Origin of the sequence: uncultured Campylobacter sp., from assembly GCF_938017705.1 — a bacterium.
Lineage (GTDB): Bacteria > Campylobacterota > Campylobacteria > Campylobacterales > Campylobacteraceae > Campylobacter_B.
This window is the reverse complement of sequence record NZ_CALIIS010000127.1, coordinates 1-6,189: the sequence shown is the minus strand read 5'-3', so window position 1 is coordinate 6,189 and position 6,189 is coordinate 1. Positions and strand designations below refer to the sequence as shown.

6 protein-coding genes and 2 pseudogenes are annotated in these 6,189 nt (G+C 47.8%); all 8 read left to right on the top strand.

The genetic code is table 11. The features are described 5' to 3' along the window. The coding region (gene lepB, locus Q0605_RS06265) for a signal peptidase I (RefSeq protein ID WP_298705188.1) at nt 1–623 on the top strand (623 nt) is incomplete at its 5' end. 9 nt (nt 624–632) lie between these two features. After that, nucleotides 633–800 (top strand): annotated as a pseudogene (locus tag Q0605_RS06260) (RpiB/LacA/LacB family sugar-phosphate isomerase); the annotation flags it as partial. Nucleotides 801–989: 189 nt separating this feature from the next. Then, a pseudogene (locus Q0605_RS06255) lies at nt 990–1,235 on the top strand (RpiB/LacA/LacB family sugar-phosphate isomerase); the annotation flags it as partial. Nucleotides 1,236–1,882: 647 nt separating this feature from the next. Then, the gene (locus Q0605_RS06250) at nt 1,883–2,125 is read left to right on the top strand and encodes a hypothetical protein (protein WP_298705186.1); all 243 of its coding nucleotides are present in this window, start codon (nt 1,883–1,885) and stop codon (nt 2,123–2,125) included. Continuing rightward, entirely contained in the window at nt 2,122–2,670 is a 549-nt protein-coding gene (locus Q0605_RS06245) for an adenine phosphoribosyltransferase (RefSeq protein WP_291937052.1), read from the top strand. Before Q0605_RS06250 ends, Q0605_RS06245 begins: the two co-directional genes overlap by 4 nt. 2 nt (nt 2,671–2,672) lie before the next feature. Beyond that, nucleotides 2,673–3,290, top strand: coding sequence for a DedA family protein (locus Q0605_RS06240; RefSeq protein WP_177388946.1), 618 nt, complete (start codon nt 2,673–2,675; stop codon nt 3,288–3,290). Then, nucleotides 3,265–4,725, top strand: a complete 1,461-nt coding sequence (locus Q0605_RS06235; RefSeq protein ID WP_298705185.1) for a leucyl aminopeptidase — start codon at nt 3,265–3,267, stop codon at nt 4,723–4,725. The genes Q0605_RS06240 and Q0605_RS06235 overlap by 26 nt, the downstream gene beginning before the upstream one ends. Then, entirely contained in the window at nt 4,726–5,829 is a 1,104-nt protein-coding gene (gene ychF, locus Q0605_RS06230) for a redox-regulated ATPase YchF (protein WP_298705183.1), read from the top strand. The last annotated feature ends 360 nt before the right edge of the window (nt 5,830–6,189 follow it).

Genomic DNA, 6,189 nt, shown 5'->3' with positions numbered 1-6,189 from the left:
ACGGAGATGGGCATATTATCCGTGGCGAGGGTCCGAAACGCGGCGACATCGTGGTTTTCCGCTATCCGCTTAATGAAAAAATGCACTTTGTAAAGCGAAATTTTGCCGTAGGCGGCGACGAGGTGATATTTGATCTGAATAATTTCTATCTTCGTCCGCATGAAGGCGACGAGTTCATTGCCGCAAACTATGATGCTCGCGACATTGTGATTTTGGGTGGCGAAAAATATGTCAAAGAGCCGTATAAATTTAAGGGCATTCACTACGACCCTAATGCTAAGAACTCGATGCTAACAAATGTCAAAATCGCACTTGAGAAGGGTGAATTTTCTATGAAGCCCATTAGTCTAAGCGAAATTCCTCACAGCTTCGAAGCTGCGGGGATAAGCTTCAATGCCTTTTATATTAAAGTGCCGCAGGATGAGTATTTTATGATAGGAGATAATCGCAATAACTCTGCCGATAGCCGCTTCTGGGGTCCGGTACCTTATCGTCTGATCGTCGGTAAGCCGTGGTTTACATACTTTAGTATCGATGCCGATCGCAAGATCCGCTGGGAGCGAATCGGGCGCTTCGTCGATACCTTGCAAAACGACGAGAGCCTAATCTATGAGCAAAAATAAGGAGCGGCAATGCAAATAAATAAAATTTTCATAGCGAGCGATCATGCGGGCTTTCATGCCAAAGAGCAAGCCAAAAAAGCGCTCGCCGCTTTAGGTTACGAAGCGGTCGATCTTGGCACGCATAGTGCCGAAGCGAGCGTGGACTATCCCGATTTTGCGGACACGTTGGCGGATAAAATTTTAGCCGAATGTGAAGCCTGCGCGCGAAGTAGAAATTTTAAAGAAAATAACGACAAAAATTCCGCTGCGAGCGCGAAAAATTCCGGCGCTTGCGGGAGTGGCGAAAATTTTAGCACCCGCGCAGGCGTAGCCGACGGCGCGAATGCGAGCAGAGATAAAATTTTAAATTCCACCAATTACGGCATTTACGGCGTTTTGATTTGCGGTACGGGCATCGGTATCAGCATCGCCGCAAACCGCCACGCTCACATCCGCTGTGCGCTGTGTCATGACGCGACGAGCGCTAGATTAGCCAGAGAGCACAACGACGCCAACGTCCTAGCCTTCGGTGAGCGATTAATGGGCGCGCTGGTGATCGAAGATATGATTAGGGCATTTTTTAGTACCGATTTTGCGGGCGGTAGGCACATTAAGCGCGTCGCAAAGCTAGGCGCTTGCGGTAGTGCGAATTGCGCGCATGGATTTGACGAAGAGAATTCCATGCAGAATTCCGCTCAAAATTTTGCGGAACAAAGCAGTGGCGCTAATTTAAACGGACGAAATTCCAAATCAAGCTTCGGCGGTAAAAATCCTTTCGACAAAAATCCTATCGGCACGGATTCCGCATTAAATTGTGCACGGAGCTTTAACGATAAAAATTCCTTCTTTACCGGCAAGAATCCCTTGATAAGCTTTTGCGGTGCACGTCATATAAATTTAGATTCGACGCACGCAAAGATAATCTTTAATGAGAAAAATCCGCTAGATAAAAATTCCACTAGCACAAATTCTACGTTAAATTTTACGCGCGCGAGCGTTTGCGAGAAAAATTTCGCTCAAAAAGCTAGCCACAAAGATTTTGTCGGTTTGAACCCCACAATTATAAATTTCAAAACTACAAATTCCATCTGCATGAACGTTAAGCCAAAAAACGCAAATTGCGCCAGTACGGGTTTAACAGATGCGAATTTTGCTATTACGAGCGTAAATTTAAAGGGAGCAAATCTTTCTAGTGCGTATTTTAGGAGCATAAATTCTGCCTATTTTAGCGCGACTCCCGTTACTATGCGCTTTGCAAATCCAAATGAAGGAGGCGAGCAATGAGCATAGCATTAGGCGTTTTAGCGCTATTTTTTGCAGCACTACTTATTCTATCGATCCGAAAAAATTCTAAAATTTACGCCTTACTTCGCAAGAGCGAAGAAAGAATTTCAAAGCTTAAAAGCGATAACGAAAAGCTCAAAACTGCCCTTCGCTTCGGCATTGAGGCCCTGCAAAACGAGGAGAGCGAAAACTGCAGCTTAAAAATCCAAAACGCAAGATTGAAAAGAGGTAAGCTATGAAAAGTCTAAGTAGCGAGCAAAAAAGCTATTTATTTCGCTCGATCCGCACCGTGCGTGACTTCCCAAAGCCCGGTATTTTGTTTTACGATATCACGACGCTCGTAGGCGATCGCGAGGCGTTTAATTTCCTGCTTGATCATCTAGCCGAGCGCTACGCCGATTATGGACTTGATTACATAGTGGGCATAGAAAGTCGCGGATTTATTTTTGCAGCGGCGCTTGCTGCGAGGTTGAGGGTCGCTTTTGTGCCGATTAGAAAGCCAAAGAAGCTCCCTTATATCACGATTTCGCAAAAATACAGCCTTGAATACGGCTTTGATCAGGTCGAGATGCACGTGGATGCATTCTCCGGCGTGCAAGATGCCAAGGTGCTGCTAATCGATGATCTAATAGCCACCGGAGGCACCGCACGAGCGGCATTAGATCTCATCGCGCAGACGCAGGCTAAGTGCGTTGAAGCCTGCTTTTTGCTAAATTTACGTGAGTTAAACGATCTAGGCGAGTTTTCGCGACGCACAAATGTTTATTGCGTTTTAGAGGCGTAATTTTGGAAGAGCTACTTAAAAATTTACTGCAAGAATACCACCAATACGCCTATATCGTGCTTTTCGTTTGGTGTATTTTAGAAGGCGAAATCGCACTGATTTTGGGCGGTATCATGGCACACGAGGGACATATAAATTTGCCGCTAGGTATCTTTGTCGCGGGGCTTGGGGCATTTTGCGGCGATCAGTTTTATTTTTATATCGGTCGCTACAATAAAAAATATATCAGTAAAAAGCTCGCGGCGCAGCGCCGTAAATTTGCGATTGCGCACCTGCTTTTGCAACGCTACGGCTGGCCGATAATTTTAATGCAGCGCTATATGTATGGCTTCCGCGTCATCATCCCGATGAGTATCGGCATCACTCGCTACAGCGCAAAGAAATTTGCGATTATCAATCTTTTTAGCGCTTGGTGCTGGTCGGGTGCGACGATGGTTTTAGCGTGGTATTTCGGTGAGGAGATTTGGAGCGGGCTGCGGCTAATCGAGCAACACTGGTATTTTGCGATACCTATCATAGGCGGAATTTTATATCTATTTTTTAGGTTATTTAAACGTATGGAAAATCACTTTATGAACTCACGAAAGGAACGAGATGAAAGTAAAACTGCTAGATCGTAAAATTAACGAGATAGAGGCGGATTTTGAAGTTATTTTGGTTGTAGATAAAAATTTAAATCACGAATTTATTAAAGACGCGGATAAGTTTGCGCTTTTTAATTACAAAGGTGAGGGCAATCTGCTGTTAGCTGAGAGCGGGCGGCTGTACATCGGCGTCAAGGCGCTAGAATATGACCGCGTCCGCACAGCACTTGCAAGTGCATACAACGCACTTAAGGGCTACGCAATTAAAAATTTCAAAATCGCCTTTTACAAATGCGGCTGCGACCGCAGAAGCACGATGGCGATGGTCGAGGGCGTGCTTTTGGGCGGTTATGAGTTTAACAAATACAAAAGCGATAAAAAAAGCTCCAGCTTGAATGAAATTTTAATCTCGACGCAAGAGTATAGCGGTGAGCAGATCGATTTGCAAAAGGCAAACTTTGGTATAGAACAAGGCGCCATCACTGCAAACGCCGCAAATTTTGCGCGCGACGGCGTCAATGAGATCCCCGAAATTTACACGCCCGAAAAGATGGCGAGCGAGGCTGAAATTTTAGCCTCGAACTACGACGACGTGAGCGTTAAAATTTACGACGAGGACTTTTTGCGCGAGCAGAATATGAATGCGTTTTTGGCGGTCAATCGCTCCAGCGCTCATCCGCCGCGACTCATCCATCTGATCTATAAGCCGCAGCGCTGCCTAAAGCGCGTCGTTTTCGTGGGCAAAGGGCTTACTTACGACAGCGGCGGGCTAAGCCTCAAGCCTGCCGATTATATGCTTACGATGAAAAGCGATAAAAGCGGCGCGCTTGCTGCGATGGGCATCATCAAGGGCGCTGCCGAGCTCGAGCTGCCGTTTGAGATACACGCGGTCATCGGCGCTACCGAGAATATGATCGGCGGCGATTCGTATAAACCCGACGACGTGCTGCTTAGCCGCAGCGGCGTGAGTATCGAGGTGCGAAACACCGACGCGGAGGGGCGGCTCGTGCTTGCCGACTGCCTAAGCTACGCGCAGGATCTTGAGCCTGATCTGCTAATCGATATGGCGACGCTTACCGGCGCTTGCGTCGTGGGCCTGGGCGAATACACTAGCGGCATCATGGGAAACAGCGAGGAGCTAAAGCGTAAATTTGAAGATCTTAGCGATTGTAGCGGCGAGCTATTTAGTATTTTGGAATTTAACGATTATCTGCGCGAGCTAATTAAAAGCAGTATTGCAGACGTCTCCAACTGCGCTTCTAGCAGGTACGGCGGCGCGATAACAGCGGGGCTATTTTTAGATAAATTTATAAAAGACGAATATAAAGACAAGTGGCTGCACCTTGATATCGCGGGGCCTGCGTATCTGGAAAAGGCGTGGGGCTATTACGCCGCGGGCGCGACTGGCGCGGGCGTGAGAGCAAACTTATATTTCTTGCAGGCTCTAGCCAAAGAGCTGAAGGACGCGTAGATGGGGCTTTCAGTAGGGATCGTAGGGCTTCCGAACGTCGGCAAATCCACTACATTTAACGCACTTAGCGGCGCGCAAAACGCGCAGGCGCAGAACTATCCATTTTGCACGATCGAGCCCAATAAAGCGGTCGTGCCCGTACCCGATGCGCGGCTAGCAAAGCTGGCGGACATCGTTAAGCCGGGTCGCATCGTGCATTCGACCATCGAGTTTGTAGATATCGCGGGCCTCGTGCGCGGAGCTAGCAAGGGTGAGGGGCTGGGGAATAAATTTCTTTCAAATATCCGCGAGTGCGAGATCATCCTTCATATCGTGCGCTGCTTCGAAAGCGGCGACATAACCCACGTCGAAGGCTGCGTCGATCCTATCCGCGATATCGAGATCATCGAAACCGAGCTTATTTTAGCGGATATCGAGCAGCTTGGTCGCAAGATCGAGCGCCTCGGCAAGGAAGCCAAAGCAAATCAAAAGGGCGCTAAAGAGGCGCTAGCCGTGGCAAACGAGCTTTTAGCGCATCTAAACGACGGCAAGCCTGCTTCAAATTTTGCGCTCAAAGAGGACGAAAGCTACGTCGCTTTAAATCGCGAGCTGCGCCTGCTTAGCGCCAAAGATGTAATCTACGGCGCAAATGTGGACGAAGACGGCATCTCGCAGGATAATGAATATGTCGCGCGCGTAAGAGAATACGCAAATGCCCGCGGCGCCGAGGTGATCAAGCTCTGCGCCAAGATCGAAGAGGAGCTCATAGGGCTAAGCGACGAGGAGACGCACGAGATGCTGCAGAGCCTGGGCGCGCAGCAAAGCGGGCTGGAGCTCATCATCAAGCGATCCTTCGCAAAGCTCAGCCTCATCAGCTACTTCACCGCGGGCGAGATGGAGGTGCGCGCATGGACGATCACGAAGGGCTGGAAGGCTCCAAAGGCCGCGAGCGTGATCCACAATGACTTTGAGCGCGGATTTATCAGAGCCGAGGTGATCGGATTTGATGATTTTATCGCGTGCGGCGGCGAGAGTAGGGCGAAAGAAGCAGGCAAAATGCGCCTTGAGGGCAAGGACTACGTCGTGCAAGACGGCGACGTGATGCACTTTAGATTTAATGTTTAAAATTTGGTTTTAGGCGCATTGAAATTTGGTCTGCGCTAGCTTTAAAATTTGATAAATTTTGGCTCAAACGCGAGCTTAGCGAAATTTTGATTTTGCGCGTAGCGGCTTTTGGCTGAAATTCGTATCGCTAGAACAAAACGAGACTTGTGCGCTAAAGCCTCGTTAAATTTCGCAGTAAATTTAAGAGGGTTTTGCTTGCGCTAAAATTTTACGCAAGCAAAGCTACACCGCGCTGGATTTGTGCTTAAATTCGCCTAGCAAATACGTCTAAGAAATACTTCCAAAATTGCATTAAAATTTATATACGGCAAAAACTGCGCGTGAATTTAAAGGGTAAAATTTTAACTAAAAATCGCAATA

Coding starts and splice junctions, on each gene's coding strand:
- Q0605_RS06245 (WP_291937052.1), top strand. CDS start 2,122: ATGAAAAGTCTAAGTAGCGAGCAAAAAAGCTATTTATTTCGCTCGATC.
- ychF (WP_298705183.1), top strand. CDS start 4,726: ATGGGGCTTTCAGTAGGGATCGTAGGGCTTCCGAACGTCGGCAAATCC.
- Q0605_RS06250 (WP_298705186.1), top strand. CDS start 1,883: ATGAGCATAGCATTAGGCGTTTTAGCGCTATTTTTTGCAGCACTACTT.
- Q0605_RS06235 (WP_298705185.1), top strand. CDS start 3,265: ATGAAAGTAAAACTGCTAGATCGTAAAATTAACGAGATAGAGGCGGAT.